The 19,327-nt window shown below is 54.4% G+C and carries 19 protein-coding genes; 5 read left to right on the forward strand and 14 right to left on the reverse strand.

Annotated features, from left to right (window positions below):
* Positions 1-355 precede the first annotated feature (355 nt).
* Positions 356-1,141, forward strand: a complete 786-nt coding sequence (locus FC43_RS03750) for a hypothetical protein (protein WP_056954254.1) — start codon at positions 356-358, stop codon at positions 1,139-1,141.
* A 128-nt stretch (positions 1,142-1,269) separates the two neighbouring features.
* Here FC43_RS03750 and rplS read toward each other — a convergent pair whose 3' ends face one another.
* The 7 genes from rplS to FC43_RS03785 all read right to left on the reverse strand — a co-directional run bounded on the left by rplS (position 1,270) and on the right by FC43_RS03785 (position 5,517).
* Positions 1,270-1,629 carry a 50S ribosomal protein L19 gene (rplS, locus tag FC43_RS03755; protein WP_019205779.1) on the reverse strand — a complete coding sequence of 120 codons (360 nt, stop codon included), beginning with the start codon at positions 1,627-1,629 and terminating at the stop codon, positions 1,270-1,272.
* A 117-nt stretch (positions 1,630-1,746) separates the two neighbouring features.
* A complete protein-coding gene (locus FC43_RS03760; protein WP_056954256.1) occupies positions 1,747-3,177 on the reverse strand; it encodes an APC family permease in 1,431 nt (476 codons plus the stop codon).
* Complete coding sequence (trmD, locus tag FC43_RS03765) at positions 3,178-3,930, reverse strand: tRNA (guanosine(37)-N1)-methyltransferase TrmD (RefSeq protein ID WP_056954258.1); 753 nt, start codon at positions 3,928-3,930, stop codon at positions 3,178-3,180.
* A complete protein-coding gene (gene rimM / locus FC43_RS03770) occupies positions 3,930-4,436 on the reverse strand; it encodes a ribosome maturation factor RimM (protein ID WP_056954260.1) in 507 nt (168 codons plus the stop codon). The genes trmD and rimM overlap by 1 nt, the downstream gene beginning before the upstream one ends.
* A gap of 79 nt (positions 4,437-4,515) precedes the next feature.
* Positions 4,516-4,776 carry a KH domain-containing protein gene (locus FC43_RS03775; RefSeq protein WP_056954262.1) on the reverse strand — a complete coding sequence of 87 codons (261 nt, stop codon included), beginning with the start codon at positions 4,774-4,776 and terminating at the stop codon, positions 4,516-4,518.
* A gap of 12 nt (positions 4,777-4,788) precedes the next feature.
* Positions 4,789-5,064: a 30S ribosomal protein S16 gene (gene rpsP / locus FC43_RS03780; RefSeq protein WP_019205784.1), complete on the reverse strand. Its 276-nt coding sequence runs from the start codon at positions 5,062-5,064 to the stop codon at positions 4,789-4,791.
* Positions 5,065-5,163: 99 nt separating this feature from the next.
* Positions 5,164-5,517, reverse strand: a complete 354-nt coding sequence (locus FC43_RS03785) for a winged helix-turn-helix transcriptional regulator (RefSeq protein WP_056954264.1) — start codon at positions 5,515-5,517, stop codon at positions 5,164-5,166.
* Positions 5,518-5,688: 171 nt separating this feature from the next.
* Here FC43_RS03785 and FC43_RS03790 point away from each other — a divergent pair, with 171 nt between their 5' ends.
* Positions 5,689-6,771: an LLM class flavin-dependent oxidoreductase gene (locus FC43_RS03790; protein WP_056954266.1), complete on the forward strand. Its 1,083-nt coding sequence runs from the start codon at positions 5,689-5,691 to the stop codon at positions 6,769-6,771.
* The gene (locus tag FC43_RS03795) at positions 6,768-7,331 is read left to right on the forward strand and encodes an NADPH-dependent FMN reductase (RefSeq protein ID WP_056954268.1); all 564 of its coding nucleotides are present in this window, start codon (positions 6,768-6,770) and stop codon (positions 7,329-7,331) included. Before FC43_RS03790 ends, FC43_RS03795 begins: the two co-directional genes overlap by 4 nt.
* Positions 7,332-7,372: 41 nt before the next feature.
* Here the strand turns inward: FC43_RS03795 and FC43_RS03800 are convergent, their stop codons facing one another.
* From FC43_RS03800 to FC43_RS03825, 6 genes are all read right to left on the reverse strand, one after another.
* Complete coding sequence (locus FC43_RS03800; RefSeq protein WP_056954270.1) at positions 7,373-8,761, reverse strand: amino acid permease; 1,389 nt, start codon at positions 8,759-8,761, stop codon at positions 7,373-7,375.
* A gap of 172 nt (positions 8,762-8,933) precedes the next feature.
* On the reverse strand, positions 8,934-9,641 hold the full coding sequence (phoU, locus tag FC43_RS03805; protein ID WP_056954271.1) for a phosphate signaling complex protein PhoU: 708 nt from the start codon (positions 9,639-9,641) through the stop codon (positions 8,934-8,936).
* Positions 9,642-9,659: 18 nt separating this feature from the next.
* Positions 9,660-10,412, reverse strand: a complete 753-nt coding sequence (pstB, locus tag FC43_RS03810; protein WP_056954273.1) for a phosphate ABC transporter ATP-binding protein PstB — start codon at positions 10,410-10,412, stop codon at positions 9,660-9,662.
* A gap of 22 nt (positions 10,413-10,434) precedes the next feature.
* Positions 10,435-11,319 carry a phosphate ABC transporter permease PstA gene (gene pstA, locus FC43_RS03815; protein WP_056954275.1) on the reverse strand — a complete coding sequence of 295 codons (885 nt, stop codon included), beginning with the start codon at positions 11,317-11,319 and terminating at the stop codon, positions 10,435-10,437.
* 22 nt (positions 11,320-11,341) lie between these two features.
* On the reverse strand, positions 11,342-12,235 hold the full coding sequence (gene pstC, locus FC43_RS03820; protein ID WP_019205792.1) for a phosphate ABC transporter permease subunit PstC: 894 nt from the start codon (positions 12,233-12,235) through the stop codon (positions 11,342-11,344).
* 2 nt (positions 12,236-12,237) lie between these two features.
* Complete coding sequence (locus tag FC43_RS03825) at positions 12,238-13,116, reverse strand: phosphate ABC transporter substrate-binding protein (RefSeq protein ID WP_056954277.1); 879 nt, start codon at positions 13,114-13,116, stop codon at positions 12,238-12,240.
* A gap of 179 nt (positions 13,117-13,295) precedes the next feature.
* Here FC43_RS03825 and FC43_RS03830 point away from each other — a divergent pair, with 179 nt between their 5' ends.
* A complete protein-coding gene (locus tag FC43_RS03830) occupies positions 13,296-13,967 on the forward strand; it encodes a winged helix-turn-helix transcriptional regulator (protein WP_056954279.1) in 672 nt (223 codons plus the stop codon).
* Here FC43_RS03830 and FC43_RS03835 read toward each other — a convergent pair.
* Complete coding sequence (locus FC43_RS03835; protein WP_056954281.1) at positions 13,949-16,312, reverse strand: HAD-IC family P-type ATPase; 2,364 nt, start codon at positions 16,310-16,312, stop codon at positions 13,949-13,951. The genes FC43_RS03830 and FC43_RS03835 overlap by 19 nt on opposite strands.
* Positions 16,313-16,392: 80 nt before the next feature.
* Between FC43_RS03835 and FC43_RS03840 the strand changes: the two genes are divergently transcribed.
* Complete coding sequence (locus FC43_RS03840; RefSeq protein WP_056954283.1) at positions 16,393-17,655, forward strand: DUF3114 domain-containing protein; 1,263 nt, start codon at positions 16,393-16,395, stop codon at positions 17,653-17,655.
* The last annotated feature ends 1,672 nt before the right edge of the window (positions 17,656-19,327 follow it).

Consider the following 19,327-nt stretch of genomic DNA (forward strand, 5'->3'; position numbering starts at 1 on the left):
GCGACAAAAGTGACCTACTAACCGTATTTTTACCCTTAACTTAATGACATTAATTTTTAGATATGTCGTGTGTCAATTCCCAAAAACGGCCAAAACCAAAAGTAATTTTTCAAACCAGCGGTACCGTGGCACAAAAGTAAGCAACCTAGCTATTCCGCCCGTTAAATTTTTGCTACAATTGGTCAGGACGTCCAAACGTGATTGACGCTAAAAGCTGCGATTTGGGAGGAAATCTACCATGAAAAAGTTACTTACGCTCGGAATAACCCTACTATGAGGCTTCAGTCTTGCCGCCTGTGGCGCTTCCCCTTCCGCTCAGCACAACGCCAATGAGGTCGATGGTCCCCTCACTAAAGTGGGCCAGTACACCAAAAGTGACGCTACTGACCCCAAAGTAACCCTGCTGGCGATCAAGCACTATGATCGCACCTACCAATTGGACGGGGCCACGATTAAAATCAAGACGGCAAAGCTGCTCCAAATGGACGCTGCCACGAAAAAGCAGCGGACTGATTACGAGACCAACCTCGGCCAAGACCTGGGCAAGAAATTTTACGTGTACCAAGTTGAGTATGTTTTGACCAACACGTCGGATCAAAAAATTACTTCCAATGGGTTTGAGGTCATCAATCCCCAGGGCGAGCAACTCGCCACTAATGATGGCGCCGCCGATCTGGCCACTAACGCTAGCATCCAGCCCAAGGCTAAAAAATCCGGCACTTTAATCGCCATCGCCAAAAAGAGCGATCAAGGGAAGCTCGATCAATTCAAGCTCGTGTCCCCCGAATTAATTGACGCAGCAGCCCACACAACCGCTGAGGCACAAACCATTGACTTGCGCAAAAGGGCTGGTAACACCAGCCAAACGGCATCGGCCAATTCTTCATCGGATGAGCAATCAGCAACGCCGGCCGCTAACAGTAATCAACAAACGGCCGCCTCATCCGCCGACCATGCTAATGGCGACGATAAGGTCATGGTGGCCGGCCACAGCTTCCACCACGAAACCTTTGCCGGTACCGATATTTTAGTTGGCGACAACGGTGAGGGCGAAGCCGGCGAATGGGCCGCCAATAATCCGGCCACCCAAAACGACGCCAACGTTAAGGCCCAGCTAAGTTCAATCTATGGTAATAACTAAGTCCTTGGCTAAGGCAAGTATTCACTCCAAAAGTAGTCTTAAGCTCACAAAAGCGGTGCCACCCTACACGGGAGCACCGCTTTTTTAGGCATAAAAAAGAGCCCCCAACTGGGAGCTCTGTTCGGTAATTAGATGTCGCGACGACGTTCCGCGATCCGCGCACCCTTACCAGTCCGTTCACGCAGGTAGTACAGCTTAGCACGACGTACCCGACCGTAACGAACAACTTCGATCTTTTCTACCCGTGGGGAGTGAACTGGGAAAGTCCGTTCCACCCCAACCCCGTTACTGATCTTCCGAACAGTGTAGGTAGCGGAGATGCCAGCACCGTGGCGCTTGATAACAACCCCTTCAAAGATTTGAACCCGTTCCCGGCTCCCTTCAACGATCAGGGCGTGAACCCGAACCGTATCCCCGGCCCGGAAAGCAGGGATGTCACTACGTAATTGACTTGCGGTGATCTTTTCGATCAATTGATTTTGACGCATTTTATTTATTCCTTTCATCGGCATTCATTCTTTCCCTTGGGAACAGCGGAATACCGTTTATCCGGCTAAACAGCCTTTAGTAATATAACACATCTCCCCCACCGATGCAAGGGTAACTTATTTTTTCCGCTTCACCAGCACCGAGTGGCGGATCCCGTAGCCAAAGTAGACCAACAGCCCAATGACAAACCAGCCGACCATCAGCAATTTGGCATCGACATCCAGGTTCCAGAAAATAACCGCCGAGAACAGCGCCGACAGGGCTGGTAAGACCGGGTATCCGGGCATCTTAAACGAAGCTTCCGGCAAATCGATTCCTTCGCGCTTGCGCAAAGCGTAGATTCCCAGTGATACAAAGATAAAGGCCACCAACGTCCCCGCTGATACCAAAGTCGCCAGGAAGGTAAAGGGAAAGACCGACCCGAGGACCATTGCTAGCACCGTAATCGTCCACAGCGCATGATTCGGCACGTGCTTATCATCAATATGGCCCAAGCCCTTGGGTAACAAACCATCGCGGCCAAAAGCATAAATCAATCGTGACGAAGCCAAGAGGATCGCAATCAGCGCCGAAAAAATCCCAACCAAGGCCACTACCGACAAGAGATTGGCGACCAAGGGATGGCCAGCTTGGCGCAGGGCCCAGGCCGCGGGTTCGGCATTATTGGCATAGCGGTAGTACGGGAACATTCCGACCAAGACCAGGGAAACGGCGATAAAAAAGCCCGTCCCTAACACCAAGGTTCCAATCAGCCCGCGGGGCATCGTCTTTTGGGGGTTCTTAGTTTCGGCGGTATTGGCCGCAATCGCATCAAAGCCAACGTAGGCAATGAAGATCTGCGAAGCCCCCGCCATAATCCCGCTGAGGCCCCCAAAGGTCGTCCCCGGCCGGTGCGGCGGGATAAAGGGGGTGTAGTTTTGCGGGTGCAGGGCCGTCACCCCGACCGCCACGAAGAGAATGATCACCAGCAGCTTGATCGCCACAATCGCGTTTTCAATCCGGCTGACCTGGTGAACCCCATGGGAAACCAGCCACCCGACCAACAGGATCGCCAACGCGGCAAATAAGTCCAGATACGAACCCTGGTGGGGATTAAAGCCCCTGGTCAAGGCCACTGGCAGCTTAACCCCCAGCGAAGCTAAGAATCCCTGCATATACGCTGACCAGCCCGAGGCGACAAAGGCGACCGAGATGAAGTATTCCGCCAAGAGCGCCCAGCCAGCAATCCAGCCAAAGAACTCCCCAAACAAGACATTCATCCACGAAAAGGCCGACCCGGCAAAGGGTAAGACCGACGAGGTTTCCGCGTAGGCCAACGCCGACAAGCCGGCCCCAACCGCCGCAACAATAAAGGCCAACGGCACGGCCGGGCCGGTGTGCTCAGCCGCCACAATTCCCGGCAAAGTAAAGATGGCCGTGCCGACCACCATCCCGGTCCCCAAGCCGATTAAATCCAAGGTCGTCAAAGTCGGGGCCAAGCTGCCGTCTTTTAATTGGTAAGTCGCGGGATCCTCCCGCAACAACAAGCGCGCAAGTAACTTTTTCATCTATTGGTCACCTGCTTCTTCTAAGCGCAAGTCCTGCAGCATGATCCGCTGTTCTGGGGTCAGCGGGGCGGTTTCCAAGAGGTCCGGCCGCCGCTCCAAGGTCCGGCGCAGGGATTCTCGCATCCGCCATTCGCGGATCTTTTGGTGGTTCCCCGAAGTCAGGACTTCAGGCACCTTCATCCCGCGAAAATCCGCGGGCCGCGTGTACTGCGGGTATTCGAGCAGCCCGTTAGAGAACGAATCGCCCATCGGGGAGGCCATGTTGCCCAAGACCCCTGGGACAAAGCGAGCGGTCGCATCGATCATCACCATCGCGGCCAACTCGCCCCCGGTCAAGACGTAATCGCCCAGTGAGGCTTCATCGGTCACCAGGGTCCGGATCCGTTCGTCGTAGCCTTCGTAGTGCCCACAAATAAAGGTCAGGTGCTCTTCTTGGGCCAATTCGCGGGCGTAGGCCTGATCAAAGCGCCGGCCGGCCGGATCGAGCAGGATCACCCGGCCTTTGGGGTACTGGTCCTTAGTTTCGGCTTCAATGGCCGCCATCGCATCAAAGATCGGCTGGGCTTGCAAGAGCATCCCCGCTCCACCCCCGAAGGGCGCATCGTCGACGTGATTGTGCTTGTCAGTGGTGAAGTGCCGAAAATCAGTGACCTTGATGTCTAAGAAACCATCAGCTTGGGCCCGGCCGACGATCGACTGGCCCAACGTAGCGTTAAACATGTCCGGAAAGAGGCTTAAGATATCAATCCGCATTATTCCAACCCCTCCATTAATTCGACCGTCACGACCCCGGCGGCTAGATCAACGTCTTTAACGACGTCGTCAATGACGGGTAACAATAAGTCCTTTTGCCCCGGCCGCTGAACGACCCAAACGTCGTTGGCCCCCGGTGCCAAGATTTCTTTAATCGTCCCTAAAGCTTGCCCAGCCGTCGTCTCGACGACCAGGCCAATAATTTGGTGGTAGTAGTACTCTCCCTCGGCCAGTTCGCCTTGCGCTTCTTCGGGTACCGCTAAGTAGCAGTCCCGGAAGGTCTGGACGTCATTAATATTGTCGTACTCCTTAAACTTCAGCAGCTCCATCCCCTTGTGGGCGCGAGCTTGTTGGATCGTCACCTCCACCGGGATGTTCCCTTTTAAGATCACCAGCTGCTTGCCAACTTGAAAGCGGTCCTCGGGAAAGTCCGTCGTCACCATGACCTTGACTTCGCCCCGAATCCCGTGGGTATTTACAATTTTCCCAACGTGGTAGTAATTCACGTCTGCCTCCTTTAGCTCGTTAATTCAAGTGGTTCAGTAGAAAAAAGGGCCGCGACAATTACTCGTCACGACCCCTTCATTAATGGCGCTGGTCATTGATTACCAACCTAATTTTCTTTGCGTTCACCCGCTTATCCCGGGCCCCTTCAACCAGGGTCCGTAATGCCGAGATTACGTGCCCCTGGCGACCAATCACCCGGCCAACGTCAGCCGGATCGACGTCGAGAACGTAATTAATGTAACGCTCATCTTCCCGCGGGGTAACCTTGACGGCGGTTGGCTTTTGCACCAAGGGCCGTACCAAGGTTAACACTAACTCTGAAAAATCTGTTGTAACCATTAACCAATCCCATTACTTCTTAGCGTACTTAGCTTCGTGGAACTTTTGCATAACCCCGGCCTTTTGGAACATGTTCCGGACCGTGTCGGAAGGTTGTGCCCCCTTTTGCAACCATTCCATAACTGCGTCTTCGTCGAACTTAACTTCCTTTGGCGTCGTCAATGGGTTGTAAGTCCCCAACGTAGTGATGAAACGACCGTCACGTGGTGAACGTGAGTCAGCAACCACGATCCGGTAGAATGGGCGCCGCTTGGAACCCATCCGCTTTAAACGAATCTTAACAGACATGCATTCACACCTCCTTGCCCTTTATTTCTAACAGGTAATAATATACCAAGTTTCCAAATGATTGTAAAGGATTTTTTCTTGACAGGGGCAAAAAAGATTTTATTTGGCCTCCGTCCCCTGCTGTCCCAACGCCTGTAAGTGGGCGCGATGATGGATTCCCCAGGCGTGCAGGGCATCCAAAGTTGGGATCAACTCCTGGCCGTGGGCCGTTAGGCGGTATTCGACTTTGGGCGGCACGGTCGGATAGACGGTCCGCTGGACCAGATCATCCGCGGCCAGCTCCCGCAGGGTCTGGGTGAGCATTTTTTTGGTCACGTCCGGCAAGGCCCGTTGCAGATCCGAAAAGCGCAGCACCGGCGTGGCCCGCAACTGGATCAAGACCGGAATCTTCCACTTTCCCAATAAACTGTCCAAGCCCGCATCAATCCGGCAATCGACAGGTTCAAAGGCCATGGTGGTTCCCCCTTTGCGTTTTTTCTACATTATAGAAGGTCCCCCGCGTCCTGCCAAGCCAGGTGGTTTCTTAAAAGTAACCTGATACCTTCAAAGTGCCGTCTTTTCTTCCTTCCCTGGCTCGGTTATGATACTTACATAAAGTAAGAACGAACCACGGAGGTGCTCACTATGACCATGACAGATTACCGCATCCACCCGGAAAACGGCCTCGAGATCGGCATCTACACCCTCGGGGACCGGATGCCCGACCCTAACACCGGCCAAATGCCCAGTGAAAGGGAACGCATTGACCACCTGATTGAAATGGCGACGACCGCCGAAGCTGTTGGCCTGGACTACTTTGCCCTCGGCGAAAGCCACCAGGAATTCTTCGTCAGCCAGGCCCACGCCGTCATCCTTGGCGCGATTGCCCGGGCGACGGAAAAAATTAAAATCGGCTCCGGGGTTACCGTCGTCTCGACTTCCGACCCTGTCCGGATCTTTGAAAACTTCGCTACCTTAGACTTGCTCTCCAACGGCCGGGCCGAATTAACCGGCGGCCGGGCGTCACGGGTGGGCCTCTTCAAACTCTTGGGCTACGATCTGGCCGACTACGAAGAATTATTTGAAGAAAAATTTGATTTGCTCTTGCAGCTCGCTCGTCAGGACAAGGTCACCTGGTCCGGTAAGTTCCGCGCGCCCCTGGAGGACGCCACCGTCTACCCGCGGCCGTTAAACGGGACAATGCCAATCTGGCGGGGAGTCGGCGGCCCCGCCCAAAGTGCCATCAAGGCTGGGATGGCCGGGGTGCCGATGCAAGTGGCGATGCTGGCCGGACCGGTCTCGCGCTTCAAACAAACGATCGACGTCTACCGCGAAAGTTTACAGCGCCACGGCTTTAATCCCGCTGATTTTCCGGTCACGACCGGGGGGCTGTTCTATTCGGCTGCCGACATGCCAAGTGCCTTGCGGGCCTATTACCCCTACCTCAATGAAGGAATGAAGAAGGCCAACGGCTACGGCTTTAATAAACGACTCTTTGCGATGCAACGCGACCCGCAAGAAGTCATGCTGATCGGCGACCCGGAACAAATCATTGAAAAGCTGCTCTACCAATACGAAGAATTTGGTATGCAACGCTACATTGCCCACATTGATTTTGGTGGGCTGCCACACCACGAAGTCCTCAAGCAAATCGAAATCTTAGGGACCAAGGTCTTGCCAACCGTCAAAAAATACACCCAAACTTATCCCGGAGGTCAAGTCAAATGAACATCGTTTTAGTCGCCGGTGCGATCACCGGTAGTAAAACCGCGACCGTCTTAACCGCCCTGCAAAAGGAACTGCAAATTCAGGCGCCCGCCGCCAAAGTCACCCTCTTGGACCTGCGGCAACTGCAACTGGTCTTTAGCGACGGCCGCGACTTCCGCGAATACGAGGGGGATACCCGCTACGTGGCCGAAACGATTATGCAAGCCGACGCGTTGGTCTTTGGCTCCCCCGTCTACCAAGCTGGGATTTCCGGGGCCCTTAAAAACGTCCTCGACCTCCTGCCGGCCCGAGCGCTGGCCGATAAGGTGGCCACGGCGGTAATCACTGCTGGTAGTCCGCGCCACTTTTTAGTCGCCGACTACCAACTCAAGCCGATCCTTAACTTCATGAAGGCCGTCTTGCTGCCCAGCACCCTTTACGTTGAAGAAAAGGACCTCGCAGGCGATCAGATCGTGACCGATGAAATCACCAGCCGGATCAAACGCTTGGCTCAGGACCTGCTGTTAACCACCAAGACCTACCAGGCCCAATTAGCGGCATTGGAAGCCGACCTCTTTTAACTCCACCAAAAAACGCCGTTCCCACCGGAACGACGTTTTTTCTATTGCTGCTGGTCTTGGTCAGACTGCCACTCAATTTGGTTGGGCATCTTACGAAAGGCCAAGTAGAGCCCCGCCAGCCAGGCCAAGGTAAAGATCAGCGCCAGTAAGGTCTCTTTTTCAAAGCACAAGACCCCGAGCACCATCGCTAAGAAGATTAAAATCAAGTAATCACTCAAGGGATAGAGCGGCATGGCAAAGCGGGTTTGGACCCAGTGCTGCTTTTTAAAGCGCAGGTGCGCCCAGACGATCGCCGCCCAGATAAAGAGGAAGCAGGTCGTCGCCACCGAGGTCACCAGGACAAAGAGCTGGTTGGGGATCACAAAGCTCAAGCCCAAGGTTGTCGAAATCATCAGGGCTGAAAAAGCCAGGGCCCGGGCCGGCACCTGCCGCTTGGACAAGCGACTGAGGCTTCGCAGCGCCGGGTTTTTGACGTCGTGGGTCAATTCCGCCAGCAAGCGGCCAGTCGTGTACAAGGAACTGTTGCAGGCCGAGGCCGCCGCCGTTAAGACGACAAAGTTCACCACGTCGGCTGCCCCGGGAATCCCGATTTCTTTAAAGACCATCACAAAGGGACTGTTATTGGGATCGAGCCGGTTCCATGGATACAGGGTCATGATCACCGCCAAGGCCCCGATGTAAAAGAGAATGATCCGCAGTGGGATCGCATTAATTGCTTTGGGAATCACCCGGGCCGGGTCGGCAGTTTCCGAGGCCGTCATCCCCACCATTTCAATCCCGACAAAGGCAAAGACGACCATTTGAAAGGACAGCATAAAGCCCGAAAAACCGGTAGCAAAAAAGCCGCCGTGCTTGACGAGGTTGGCCACCGAGGCCCGCTCGCCGCCGCTTTGAAAGCCCATTAACACTAAGCCAATCCCAATCAAGACCAAAGCGATGATGGCGACAATCTTAATCATCGCAAACCAAAATTCGGTTTCACCAAAGGCCGAGACGGTCGCGAGGTTCAGGCTCAACAATAAGCCCAAGGTCAACAACCCCGGGACCCAGATTGGCAAGTGGGGCAACCATAAATGGATATAGGTCCCAATCGCGATGATTTCCCCCATCGCCACGGCAATCCAACAGGCCCAGTAGGTCCAGCCGACCACGGCCGCAATCCGCGGGCCCAAGAAGTCCTTAATCGCCTCAATAAAGGAGCGGTAGTTCAAGTTTGCCAATAAAATTTCCCCGAGCGCCCGCATCAACAAGAAGCACATGATTCCCGTAATAATGTAGGCTAAGAGAATCGCCGGGCCGGCCGAATGGATCGACTTGCCCGAACCCAAGAACAGCCCGGTCCCAATCGTCCCACCCAGGGCGATCAGCTGGACATGGCGGCTCTTGAGGCCGCGGGAAAGCTCTTGGGGCTGATCAGTTTGCGTTTTCATATTTTTTCCTCCGCGTATCATCTAACTTGGAAGTCTTTATTTTAGCATGATTCTCATTTGATTTTAACCGATTTTTCATTTTACGTCGAATCTTAAGTTTCGCCCCGCCCCAACTTTAAAAACCGCGGTCAACTAAAAAAGCGGGGCCCCCTTTGGCGCACCCCCGCTTGCTCTAGTTGTCTGTTTTCACCAGCCGCTGCTTAACCAAACTCGGATCGGTCTTGCCCGGGTTGAGTTCCACCAGTTTCCCGGAGGCAATGTAGATAATCCACTCGGCTAAGTTGACGATGTGATCGCCCGCCCGTTCCAGGTTGCGAATTACACCCATGTAGGTTTCGTAAGCCGGGATCCGGTCGTGATTGGCCATCATCCCCGCCAAAATCGCCTTTTGCTGGCGCACATAAATGACGTCGACTTCCAAGTCCTGGTTAGCGACTTCATAAGCCGCTTGTTCATCATTATTGGCGTAGGCATCCATGACCTTTTCCAACATCTGCCGCACTAATTCCGTCATTTGTGAAATTTCTTTTTCAATCGCCGGCACGTGGTGGACCTGATTTAAATTCACCGTTGCCCGGGCGATATGGGTCGTGTAGTCCCCGATCCGTTCCACATCGTTGCTGGCCTTTAAAATACTGATGATTTCGCGAAAGTCGCTGGCCAGGGGTTGTTGGAGGGCCATCACCTTCAGGGCCCGCTTTTCCAAGCTGACTTCTTCATCGTTAATGTCTTGGTCGCGGTTTAAGACGTGCTTGGCCAGTTCATTATCGTGGTCAATAAAGGCCTTGGTGGCTTGATAGAGTTGCTCGCTAGCATCAATCCCCATTTCCATAAAGCGCGACCGTAACTTCTTTAATTCTGCTTCAAAGATAACGCTCATTTCTTTACCTCACTTTTCCTAGCCAAACTTGCCGCTCAAGTAATCCGCCGTCCGTTGCTCGCTCGGGTTCATAAATAATTGGTCGGTTGGTTTAAATTCTACCAGCTTGCCCTGCTCAAAGTAAGCCGTCCAATCTGAAATTCGCGAGGCCTGCTGCATATTGTGGGTCACGATTATGATCGTAAATTGCTCTTTTAACTGGGCCAGGGTGGCTTCGATCTGGTTGGTCGAAATCGGGTCTAAGGCACTGGTCGGTTCGTCCATCAGGATGATTTCCGGCTGGGTGGCCAGGGTCCGGGCAATGCACAGCCGCTGCTGCTGGCCCCCAGAGAGGGCCTGGGCGCTGGTCTGCAGCCGATCCTTGACTTCTTCCCAGAGGGCGGCTTGCTTAAGGCTTGCTTCCACCCGTTGGTCTAAGACGGTACGGTCCTTTTCCCCGCGCAAGCGCAAGCCGTAGATCACGTTTTCATAAATTGACATCGGAAAGGGGGTGGGTTGTTGAAAGACCATCCCGATTTGTTGGCGGACCCGGTAAACGTTGGTTTCGGGCCGGTTGATGTCGACGCCGTGGAAATTAATCTGGCCGGTCACCGTGGCGATTTCATCGTTCATCCGGTTCAAGCTCCGCAATAAGGTTGACTTCCCTGACCCCGAGGCCCCGATCAGCGCGGTAATCTGGTGGGCGGGAAACTCCATGTTGACGTCGGTGACGACTGGCTTTTCCCCGTAAGCGACGGCGACGTTTTGCACTGCTAAGGCAATTTCATTCATGCTAAAGCATCCTTTCTGCTGGTTATTTGCGCAAGCGCCGGGCCAGGTAATTCCCCAGCCCCCGGGCACTCAGGTTAAAGATTAAAATCGTCAAGATCAAGACAGCCGCGGCCCCACTGGACACTGCGGCCGCATCGGGAATCAACCCTTCGGTATTGACCTTCCAAATGTGGACGGCCAGGGTTTCAGCCGGCCGCATCGGGTTCAAAAAGCTGGTCGGCGCAAAGGGATTCCAGTTGGTGTAATCGACGTTGACCGTGCTCTGCCCGGCGGTGTAGATCAAGGCGGCCGCTTCCCCAAAGATCCGGCCGGCACTTAAAATTGCCCCGGTCAAAATCCCCGGCAAGGCCTGGGGCAGGACGATTTTAAGGGTCACTTGCCACTTGGGCATCCCGAGGCCTAGCCCGGCTTGGCGTTGCAAGGCCGGCACTTGCTGGAGGGCCGTCTCGCAGGCCCGCGTCAAAAGCGGCAGGTTGATGATCGTCAGCGCCAAGGCCCCGGCCAAGAGAGAGAAGTCTAACCCCCAGCGCAGGACAAAGACCAGGTAGCCAAACAACCCGATCACAATCGACGGCAAGGAACTCAAGACTTCAATCGCCAGGCGCAAGGCGTTGGTCCAGCCATTTTGCGGCGCGTATTCACTCAGGTAGATTGCCGCCCCCAAGGCCAGTGGGACCGCCACCGCCAGGGTCAAAATTACCAGGTAAAAGGAGTTAAAGAGTTGGTCAAAGATCCCCCCGCCACTGGTAAAAGCCGACGCCGAGCTGGTCAAAAAGTGCCAGGAGACGTGGGGTAGCCCGGTGATCAATAAGTAGGCGACCAAACTGATGACGATTAAAGCGGCGATCCCAGCCAAGCCTAGGATCAATCCCGTCGCCAGGCGATCTTGTTTTTCTGCTTTTTGCATATCATTTCCTCCAAATTATCAGCTAGCCCTTTTTCGTAACCAAGCGCATCCCGAGGTTGAACAATAAGGACATCGCCAGCAGGACCAAGGCCAGGGCCCAGAGGGCATCGTTGGCGGCGGTCCCCATAATCGTGTTCCCCATCCCGGTCGTTAAGACGCTGGTCAAGGTCGCCGCCGAGCTCTGCAGGCTGGTCGGCATGATCGCCGCATTCCCAATCACCATTTGGACCGCTAAGGCTTCCCCGAAGGCCCGGGCCATCCCGAAGATCATCGCCGTTAAAATCCCGCCCCGCGCGGCCGGTAAGACCACCCGGTGGATTGTCTGCCACCGCGTCGCCCCCAGACCCGCCGAGGCTTGGCGTTGTTGCTTGGGGACGGCTTGCAAGGCTTCAATGGCCATCGAGGTCATCGTCGGCATGATCATCAGGTATAAGACCCCGACCGCGGCGACCAGGCCAAAGCCGGTCCCCCCGACGAGCTGGCGAACGGCCGGCACGATCACCGTCAGCCCCACCAGCCCGTAGACGACTGAGGGAATCCCGACCAGCAGCTCAATGACCGGCTGAAGGAGTTTCTTGGCGACGGGTGGCAGAATTTCGGTCACTGCCAGGGCCACCGCCAAGGCAAAGGGCAGGCCGATGAGCCCAGCCACCACCGTCACAATCAGGGAGGTGACGATCATGGGGGCGGCGCCAAACACGCCGGCCCCGGGCGCCCAGGTCGGGCTAAAGAAGAATTCGGTGAGTTTCCCTTCCCCGGTCGTAAAGAGGCGGACCCCCTTGGCAATTAAGAAGAGCAGAATCGTCACCACCAGCGCCCCGATCACCAGCAGGGCCAGGCTGGTCAGCCAACGACCGCGGCGTTCCTGTTGGCGTTCCTTCGAAGCCCCGGTCAAATAAGTATGCCAATTTTCCATGATTACTTTCCTTTCACTGGACTAAGCTTGCCGTGGGCATCCCGGTGCACTTGCATCTCATCGACGCTGACGTAGTGGGCCTTAGGGACCAAGGTTTGTTGGACCGTTGGCGAAGTCAGGTACTTAACAAAGGCGCGGGCCGCCGGGCTGGCGTTTTTCCGGAGGTAGACGTGTTCGTAAGACCACAGCGGCCAGCGGTTGGTTTGAATATTGGCCGCCGTCGCTTTTACCCCGTTCAAGGTCAGCGTCTTAACAGTTGAATTGACGTACGGCAGGGCGACGTAGCTGATCGCCCCCGGGGTGTTGGCGACAATTTGCTTGACGGTCCCGTTGGAATCTTGTTCCTGGGCCGGTTTCGGCGCTTGCCCCTTTAGGATCAAATCTTCAAAGGCCAACCGGGTCCCGGACCCGTCCGCCCGGTTGATGATCGTGATTTTTTCATCGGGGCCGCCAACGGCTTGCCAATTGGTAATTTCCCCGGTAAAAATCCGGCGCAGCTGGTCGGTCGTCAAATTGTTGACCTTCAACTTTGGATTAACGATCGGGACAATCCCGGCGACGGCCACGATATGGTCTTCGAGCTTAGTCGCGTCAATCCCCTTTTTTTGTTCGGCGTAGACGTCCGAAGAACCGAGGTCGACAGCCCCAGCTTGAACCTGGCTGAGCCCGGTCCCCGAGCCACCCCCTTGGATCGTGACGTTCACCCGCGGGTGCTGCTGATTAAAGCCCGGTACCGCCGCTTCGGCCAGCGGCTGCAGGGCCGTCGAACCAACGTTGGTGACCTTCGCCTGTTTGAGTTGACCGCTGGAGTGGGCGCTCCAAGCGCCCCACCCCAAGAGCCCGACCACAATCACCAGGAATGCGAGCCATCCTTTTTTCATGCTTGATCTTTCCCTTCCGTGGGGTGATTCACCCCGGTTGTTTTCCTTGTCACATCATGGTACAAATAAAGCATACTGAAGCGATGTAAAGCTTTACCCGGAAGAATGTAAAGGTTATGTAAATTTAGGGGGCGACGACGATTAAACAGCTACTGGTACTTTCCAAGGATCAAGCTTTTTTGGCGCGGCTGCATAAGGCCGGGCAACAAAATGACTGGCAGATTACGGCCTTAACCACCGCCACCAGCATCGTGGTCGCCTTAAACCAAGCCGATTATGACGGCCTCTTATGGGATCTGGCCGCCAGCAATTTAGACACGACTTTGGCGACGGTGATGCTGATCCGGGAGACTTTCGCTCACCCAATCATCGCCATTGCCACGACCCCTAGTGAACGCGAACAACGCAAACTCTACCGGGCCAAGGCCGACGCCGTGATCGATCGCACGCTGGCCATGAGCGTCTTTAGCGCCCTGTTTGACCAGCGGACTTGGGTCTACCAAAACGCCCCCGCGACGGTGGCCACCCCCACGCCGGCCGCGCCACCGACCACGACCTACCAATTGGGAACCATCACCGTCGATCCCACTAATTACACCGTTACGAAAAATGGCCAGGCTCTAAACCTGACCAAGAAGGAATTTCAACTGTTAGTCTACTTATTGGAGCACCAAAACCAAGTCCTCAGCCGCGAGCAACTGCTCAACGGCGTTTGGGGCTACGACCTGCTGGGCACTTCACGGATCGTGGACATTCACATCTCGCACCTGCGCGATAAATTAGAGGACGATCCCAAACAACCCCAGTGGCTCAAGACCGTCCGCGGCTTTGGCTACCGGCTGGAAAAATGAGATGAAGGGCCAGGCTGGTGATGGTACCACTTTTCGACCCGGCTGACCACCCAAGTCGTCCCATGCAAAATTGGCCCCGTCGTCAAGGCGACCAAGCCCAAGATCGCCCAGCCGCGCAAGCTCGGCCAGGTCAAGCCAAACAGCCACGGGGTCGCTAAGCTCCCGCCGGCCAGGGCCAGGAGACAACCAGCGTAAATCAAGCGCCGCACTCGATCGAAGGGCTGGCAGGTCCGGTACAAGACGCGTAACCCTACCAAAATCAAGAGTAAGACGGCAACGGTCGAATAATCGGCGTAGGTCAAGTTAAAGACCTGGGCCAAAGCAACCATCATCCCCACCACAATCACGTCCGTTAAGCCCCCCGGCAGGGCCAAGAACATAACGTTGGTCAAAAAGTGGCCGCGCAGGCGTTCATGATTCGGCTGCAAGGCTAAGAAGAAGCCGGGCAGTCCGATCGTGACCAACCCCCATAAGGACACTTGGGCCGGCTTGAGCGGGTAGGTAAAGATAAACGCAACCGCTAAAAGGGCCATCAAAAAGGAAAAGAGGTTCTTAACCAAAAAGAGGCTGGCCGACTGCTGGATGTTATTGACCACCCGCCGCCCTTCCAAGACGACCGCTGGCAGACAGGCAAAGTCCGAATCCAACAAGACCACTTGGGCCACGTGGATAGCCGCCTCGCTGCCCGAGGCCATCGCAATGCTGCAATCGGCGTCCTTTAGGGCCAAGACGTCGTTGACCCCATCGCCGGTCATCGCAACCGTGTGACCCTGGGCTTGCAGGGCCTGGATCAATTGCCGCTTTTGCTCCGGGGTGACCCGCCCAAAGACCGTATGCTTGGCCGCGGCGGCCTGCAGCGCCGCGGGCGTCCGTAACGTCGTCGCATCGACAAAGTCCGCCGCCCCTTTAATTTGCGCCGCTTGGGCCACGGCGGCCACCGTCGCCGGATTATCACCGGAAATGACTTTGACCGCCACGCCCTGTTGGCGGAAGTAGGCAAAGGTCTGCGGGGCTTGGGGCCGGACCGGGTTGGTCAATTGGACGTAGGCTAAAGGGGTTACCGGCCCCTGAAGTTGCGTTGCTTGCAGCCCGGCCGCCTGGCCAAAGACTAAGACCCGTTGGCCCCGTTCCCGGGCGGCCGCCACGGCCGGGGGTAGGGCAACGCTATTCCCCAGCACAAATTCGGGGGCCCCGATCACATAAGTGGTCGCCCCAAATTGGGCTGCGCTATACTTATTGCGCGAGGTAAAGGGCAGGACCGCCGTCGCCTGCGCCGGCTGCGGGGCGGGAAAGGCCGCCTGCAGGGCCTGCATCGTGCTGTTATCCGGGGCCAAGACGCTGAGCAGCTGCGTCATTTGGGCTTGCACCGTTTCCCTGTTCTGACCAGCCGCGGGTTGCCACGCCGTAACTTGCATCGTATTCTCCGTAATCGTGCCGGTTTTGTCGACACACAGGGTATCAACCCGGGCCAGGGTTTCGATGCTTTTCATCTCGTGCAATAAGACCCGCTGCTTAGCCAAGCGACTGGCACTGACCGCCAGGGCCACGCTGGCCAAGAGATACAGGCCCTCGGGAATCATCCCCAAAATTGCGGCAACCATCGAGGTAATACTGTCGTGAAGACTTTCATGGTTGACGGCCCACCCCTGCCAAACCAACAGGATCCCGAGGGGCACCAACGCCACCCCAATCACCTTGATCAATTGGTCCAAGGAGCGAATCATTTCGGATTGCTCAGCGTGGGGCGTCGCCTTCGCCGCTAAGGTCAGCTGGTTAATGTAGGCGGCCGCGCCGACCGCGGTCACTTGGGCCCGACACGCCCCGGCGACCACAAAGCTCCCCGACATCAAGGCGGTCCCCACCGACTTTTTGATTTCGTCGGCTTCCCCGGTCAACAGGGCTTCGTTGACCAAAACTTCGCCGGCGCTGACCTTGGCATCCGCCGCAATTTGATCACCGGTCTGGTACACCACGATGTCATCTAAGACCAGCTGATCCACGGCAATCTGCTGGCGCTGGCCGCCCCGGATCACGGTCGCGTGGGGGACGTTGAGCATCGTGAGTTCATCCAAAATCTTTTTCGCGCGCACCTCTTGAAAAATCCCGATCAAGGTGTTGGCGATGATAATCGGCAAAAAGGTCAGGTTGCGAAAGGATTGGACCACACACAGCAGCACCGTCAGCACCACAAAAATCAAATTAAAGTAGGTAAAGACGTTGGCACTAATAATTTGTTTGACCGTCCGCACGGGCGGCGCCACCGCTTGGTTCACCTGCCCAGCCGCCTGGCGCTGGGCCACCTGGGCGGCGGATAAGCCTTGGTTCGGATCGACTTGCTGCGGCATCTGACTGCCCCCTTTCTGGCTCGTTACCCTTATTTTATCATTTTTCATCCCCGCTGGATTTTTGTGAAAGGAGGCCCACATTGGTAATAGCAACTTTTCGGCACCGTTGGCAGGCCTGGCGCTTGCAGCAGGTTAGCCAGCGCTACTGCCGCCGCTACGCACAACCAACCTTACAAACCACCCTGGCCACCCAGCTTGCCACCTTGCGCCGCGAAGGCTGGGATGTCTCTGCCTGCCGCGCTTACGTCACGGCGCTGACCAACCAGCGGCCCGCCCCGGCCCCTGCGGCGCAGTTGGACCGGGCGTGGCGTCAGCTCCATCGCGTCGGCAGCGACCTTTACACCACCATGCTGCGGGCCAGCCGGCTGGCTCCTGCGGCCAAACTGCGCTTAATGCTGACGGGGCACTTACAAGCGGCCGTTGATCCGCACGGCTTTTTACAGTTGAACGCCACCGGCCAAGCGGCCTACCGGTTCAGCGCACAGCTCAACCCACTGTGTGATTATTACCCCCTGGTGCGCCAGCTGGTCTGCCAGGCTTACGGCCGGACCGGGCTGGGGCGTGATGCCCTGGGCCACCAGCTCCACTGCTTTCGCTCCTACCTGGATCGGGCTGCTCTGGCCTACCTACGCGCCTACCCTCACCCAGCACCGGCTGCAACGGATTACCAACGCCTTTTACAATTTCTCACCGACCACCAGCTCCGCGCTGATTACACCACGAACGCCAGCTTGCACAACCGCACGGCCCAGCCCTTTACCTACCCGCACAACATGAAGGTCCAGCTAACCGCCAACGATCCCGCTTGGCGCTACAACCGCGGGCGGATGATCGAATTGATTGTCGATTTAACCAGTGAACAATTCGTCTCCGAGTGGAATGCCTACCAACACCACTGCCGCGCCAACGGTCAAGTCGACGCAAGGGGCCAAGGCTACCAAGCCGCCGAGCTGGCCCAAATTGCCAATACCGAGTCCTTTAACTATGGCATCCCCCACGGAGCGCACCATGTTCCTTATCCCTACCGCCACACCCACCAACGGTTAGATGTTGACCACCCCCAGGACCCCGCCATCCGGTATTTCGCCCTCACCGGCCGCTTGCAAGCACCAACCGGGCAAATTATTATCAAGGACCAGGCCGCCTACCGCGCGCCCAAGACTTTGGCAGCGGGTGGCAATTATGTCAACATCGTCAGTGGCGGCCAAGCGGCTGACCTGCGGGCTTGGCAAGCCGTCCCAGCCGACCAACGGGCTGTCGTTTACCGCCGTTACGTCCAGTGGGTCAAAGCCGACCGGCGCCACCGGCAGTACGCGGGGTTTGCGGCTTTTTGGCAAGAGTGATAAAAAGTCGTATTCCATAAATATTTTGCATACAATATGTATATTTACCGTAGATTTTGCCTATATCTACATAACATGTATTATATGGGCATACTTTAGAGCCGCCCCCGGGGGTATTTTATTCAAAAAGATAAAAATATAGGGGCCTAATTTTAGACAGTAGCTCATCTCACACAACACCAATTTTTCACCAACCACCCTATTCCAAACCCCATCAACCCCCACCACACCAGCATTCCCACCATTCCAATCACAACCACCCCCACCCAAACCACCTATTAAAACCACAATAATTAACCCCAAACCCCCAATTCTCCCCTGCCCAGCCCCCTATAATTCCTCTAAATCCCTAAATATACACTCCAAATCACCCCATACCCCCTTAAATAAGCCATTCCCATAAACCTATAATCACTAAAATTATCATTAAAACACACAAAAAAAGAGACCCTTACAGGTCTCCCATAAACTTCGCCAGTGCTTTGCCATCCACTCCACACCGCACTATCTCTTTATCTAGTTCTCCATTATACTCTGCCAGCCCAGCTGTATGTACCGCAAAGTATAAACTACACACACGATAGAACTCGTCTCTGCACTCAGTTAGTTTAATTAGGCTCATACACAGCTCAAATTACCCTTCTATCTCCAACTTGTAGTATAAGTCCCAAAAAAGATGCGGTATAAATCTTTCACTTTCAACCAACTCCTTAACCGATTCCGTAAGTATTACCATGTGTCATTAAACACTTCCTTTGATGGATTCTATTATTTTTCGTTATCTTCTCCCAATCTCTCTAGAAATAATCATATCAGAACAGATACATTTACATAAGTATAGAATCAAAAAAATGTTCCTGTATTAAATCGGTAAACTGATGATTTTTGCCGCAACCATTTTTGCCCTAAATCACCAAAATTTAGAATCTTATATCTTAATTCATTCTATATAATTTTGTTATACTTTTTTAAGTTGTTTCCCACTCAGAAGCTGAAAGTCCTGTTATATTTTCCCATTCAGAAGCTGAAAGTTCTCTGGCCATTTTGGCCATTTTTGACGTTTAACTCCAACCATATCAATATAGCTTCTAAACGTTGAAATTACAGGATTTTCAGAATTTAACTTGCCATTTCATCTAGCCCCTATTTTACTATACTTTAGAAGTGAAAAATAGTCCGAGTGAACACATTGGGAAATTATAAATTTCGTCTAACAATAGTATTATAGCTATTTTTCGCAATTTTGAAGTCTGAAATTGTAAAATCTACGGTAAGTTAGGCTTCAGAAGCATATATCTGCTGACTAGAAAGCGAAATTTAATCGAACACGAAAATCGAGTTAAATGGGAAACAGATAGAAAAACGAAATATATTTATATTGAATTTTTGGTATCTATCCCCAGTCAACGTATAGCTAGACGAAAATTAGCCACGATCAACGTAAATTGATTAAATTGATCTCCAGCCCCTAATATATTTGTTCAAACAAAAAAGCCTATACCTAGTTGTATAGACTCTAATTTATTATCCTACTGTAATACCTGCTTCTGCTAAACGATCCCGAATGGCATCCATTTTCTTATAAGCATCTCGAATAACATTCTTATCCTTGGTATTTAGTCGCGGTTTGTAAAATTAAGTTAGAAAAATAGAAAAGCCATTTGTGGTAGAC

Origin of the sequence: Limosilactobacillus ingluviei DSM 15946 (genome assembly GCF_001435775.1) — a bacterium.
GTDB lineage: Bacteria > Bacillota > Bacilli > Lactobacillales > Lactobacillaceae > Limosilactobacillus > Limosilactobacillus ingluviei.

Bases quoted from the DNA above. Each gene is read 5' to 3' on its own strand.
- FC43_RS03825 (WP_056954277.1), bottom strand. From the start codon at position 13,116: ATGAAAAAAGGATGGCTCGCATTCCTGGTGATTGTGGTCGGGCTCTTG.
- pstC (WP_019205792.1), bottom strand. From the start codon at position 12,235: ATGGAAAATTGGCATACTTATTTGACCGGGGCTTCGAAGGAACGCCAA.
- FC43_RS03785 (WP_056954264.1), bottom strand. From the start codon at position 5,517: ATGGCCTTTGAACCTGTCGATTGCCGGATTGATGCGGGCTTGGACAGT.
- rplS (WP_019205779.1), bottom strand. From the start codon at position 1,629: ATGCGTCAAAATCAATTGATCGAAAAGATCACCGCAAGTCAATTACGT.
- phoU (WP_056954271.1), bottom strand. From the start codon at position 9,641: ATGAGCGTTATCTTTGAAGCAGAATTAAAGAAGTTACGGTCGCGCTTT.
- FC43_RS03775 (WP_056954262.1), bottom strand. From the start codon at position 4,776: ATGGTTACAACAGATTTTTCAGAGTTAGTGTTAACCTTGGTACGGCCC.
- pstA (WP_056954275.1), bottom strand. From the start codon at position 11,319: ATGCAAAAAGCAGAAAAACAAGATCGCCTGGCGACGGGATTGATCCTA.
- FC43_RS03800 (WP_056954270.1), bottom strand. From the start codon at position 8,761: ATGAAAACGCAAACTGATCAGCCCCAAGAGCTTTCCCGCGGCCTCAAG.
- FC43_RS03795 (WP_056954268.1), top strand. From the start codon at position 6,768: ATGAACATCGTTTTAGTCGCCGGTGCGATCACCGGTAGTAAAACCGCG.
- rpsP (WP_019205784.1), bottom strand. From the start codon at position 5,064: ATGTCTGTTAAGATTCGTTTAAAGCGGATGGGTTCCAAGCGGCGCCCA.
- FC43_RS03835 (WP_056954281.1), bottom strand. From the start codon at position 16,312: ATGCCGCAGCAAGTCGATCCGAACCAAGGCTTATCCGCCGCCCAGGTG.
- trmD (WP_056954258.1), bottom strand. From the start codon at position 3,930: ATGCGGATTGATATCTTAAGCCTCTTTCCGGACATGTTTAACGCTACG.
- pstB (WP_056954273.1), bottom strand. From the start codon at position 10,412: ATGAATGAAATTGCCTTAGCAGTGCAAAACGTCGCCGTCGCTTACGGG.
- FC43_RS03790 (WP_056954266.1), top strand. From the start codon at position 5,689: ATGACCATGACAGATTACCGCATCCACCCGGAAAACGGCCTCGAGATC.
- FC43_RS03760 (WP_056954256.1), bottom strand. From the start codon at position 3,177: ATGAAAAAGTTACTTGCGCGCTTGTTGTTGCGGGAGGATCCCGCGACT.